At 63.5% G+C, this 2,076-nt stretch carries 1 protein-coding gene; it reads left to right on the top strand.

Translation table 11 applies throughout. The features are described from left to right. Window positions 1-620: 620 nt before the first annotated feature. Entirely contained in the window at window positions 621-1,649 is a 1,029-nt protein-coding gene (locus tag HMPREF9440_RS01805) for a threonine aldolase family protein (RefSeq protein ID WP_008540914.1), read from the top strand. Window positions 1,650-2,076: the final 427 nt, after the last annotated feature.

Genomic DNA, 2,076 nt, shown 5'->3' with positions numbered 1-2,076 from the left:
AGCAGGTCCGGTTTTCGACCCCCACCCCATGTCGGTCATCTGTCGCGCGGGGGAGCTACGTGGATCGATGGGCCGGGTCTGGGCGGTGGTGCTGCCCGGCGTTTTTCTTATGCGGCGGATTTTTCTCCCGAAGGTCGACGGGATCCGTCCTCTTGATCGGTTGCGGATTCTATCGCGGCACCCAAGTCCGTGACCGACATATTAGGGGCAACCACTTGGGAGAGAACCCTTCCGTGATTACGCGATATGAGCCGATTCCCTAGGGAAAAGGATGAAGGAAAAGCTTTCACGGCATGTATCCGATCGGGATCTTCTTTTGCGGATCCGCCGAAGCTGTGTTTCACGATCTCGAAAAATCCGTTCCCCGATCGGGAAGCGCTCTCCATCCCGTGTTACGGATGGTTGCAAATAGGGCGGAGCTCCATCCCCTTTAGACGTGATCCATGATCAGCCGACCTGAGGTTTCGCGCTACGCCGAAAGTCGGGCGCGTGAGTAAGATGAACGTTCGTGCCGGAAAAACCGTACGCCCCGCCGGGGCCCCTCGGCCGCGTCTTCGGCACGCCCTCGGAAAACGAACAAAGCAGAACCGATCAACAGGTCCATTTGAAGGAGACACACCATGATCTATATGGGTTGCGACTACCAGGAGGGCGCGTTCCCTCAGATTCTCGCGCGCTACGGCGAAACGAATCTCGTGCAGCAGCCGGGTTACGGTGAGGACGTCTGGACGAAGCGCGCGCGGGATCTGATCCGCGCCGCCTGCCGCGCGCCCGAAGCCGAGGTGCATCTCCTCGTGGGGGGCACACAGACGAACTCGATCGTGCTCCACGGCATGATGCGAAGCTGGGAAGGGGCGATCTGCTGCGACACGGGTCACATCAACGGCCACGAAGCGGGCGCCGTGGAATCGAAGGGCCACAAGGTGCTGGTCGTTCCGGGCAAGGACGGGAAGCTCTCGGCCGAGACGGTTGAGGCCTATATGAAGGACTTCAAGGCGGACGACAGCTGGATGCACTGCCCGCAGCCCGCGGTCGTGTACCTCTCGCAGTCGACCGAACGCGGCACGCTCTACACCCTCGCCGAACTCGAAGCGATCCGCGCCGTGTGCGACCGCTGGAACCTCAAACTCTTCTGCGACGGCGCGCGTTTGGCGTACGCCCTGGAAGGGGTGGGGAACGACGTGACGCTCGCCGACCTCGCGCGGCTCTGCGACGTCTTCTACATCGGGGGCACCAAGTGCGGGTCGCTTTTGGGTGAGGCGGTCGTCGCGAAGCCGGGTGCGCTGCCGTGTTTCTTCACGCAGCAGAAGCAGCAGGGCGCCGTCACCGCCAAGGGCCGCGTCGTGGGGATTCCGTTTGAAGTCTTCTTCGAGAACGACGGCGCGCTCTACCGCGAAGCCGGCCGCACGGGCGTGCGCACCGCGCAGAAGCTCCAGGACGCCTTCATCGCGAAGGGCTTCCGGATCGACGCCAAGAGTCCGACGAACCAGGTGTTCGTGACGCTCCCCAAGGACGTCGCCGAGCGCGTCGCCGAAAAGGTGATCTACTCGACATGGAAGGTGAACGACGACGGCAGCCGCTTCTGCCGCTTCTGCACCTGCTGGGCCACGACCGACGAGCAGATCGACGCGATCATCGCGCTGCTCTGAGACTGAACCAGCCCGATACGCCATGACCACGGCCGCCCTGGGATTCCCCACGGGCGGCCGGTTTCCTTTTGGGGCTGCCACCGCTGCGGCCGCCATCCTGAGACTGAAAGTGTCTTCCCGTGAAGACGGAACCCGGGGCCGGCCCGTATCTTCGGCTACTTCCTTGTTTTTCTTCGGGTTCCCGCCTGCGGCCGCCCTTCCGGCGCCCACTCGGGAGCCTCCGGACGCCCCGGTTTTGACGCGTCCGCCGTCCCGCCACCTCCCGCGGGACGAGGGCGAACCGCGGTCAGCGGCGTATGATCGGACCTTCGTGCGGTCAGAAAAAGGCGCCCGTCTTCAGGACGAAGCGCCTTCCCCCGTCCCGGCCGCCCCTCGACACCCACATCCAAACACAACAGTCAACCACCCCTCCTTAAAAGGAGAGGCT

Source organism: Sutterella parvirubra YIT 11816, assembly GCF_000250875.1.
Classification (GTDB): Bacteria; Pseudomonadota; Gammaproteobacteria; order Burkholderiales; family Burkholderiaceae_F; genus Sutterella; species Sutterella parvirubra.
Note: the sequence above shows the minus strand (reverse complement) of the source record. Positions and strands in the feature narration are given on the sequence as shown.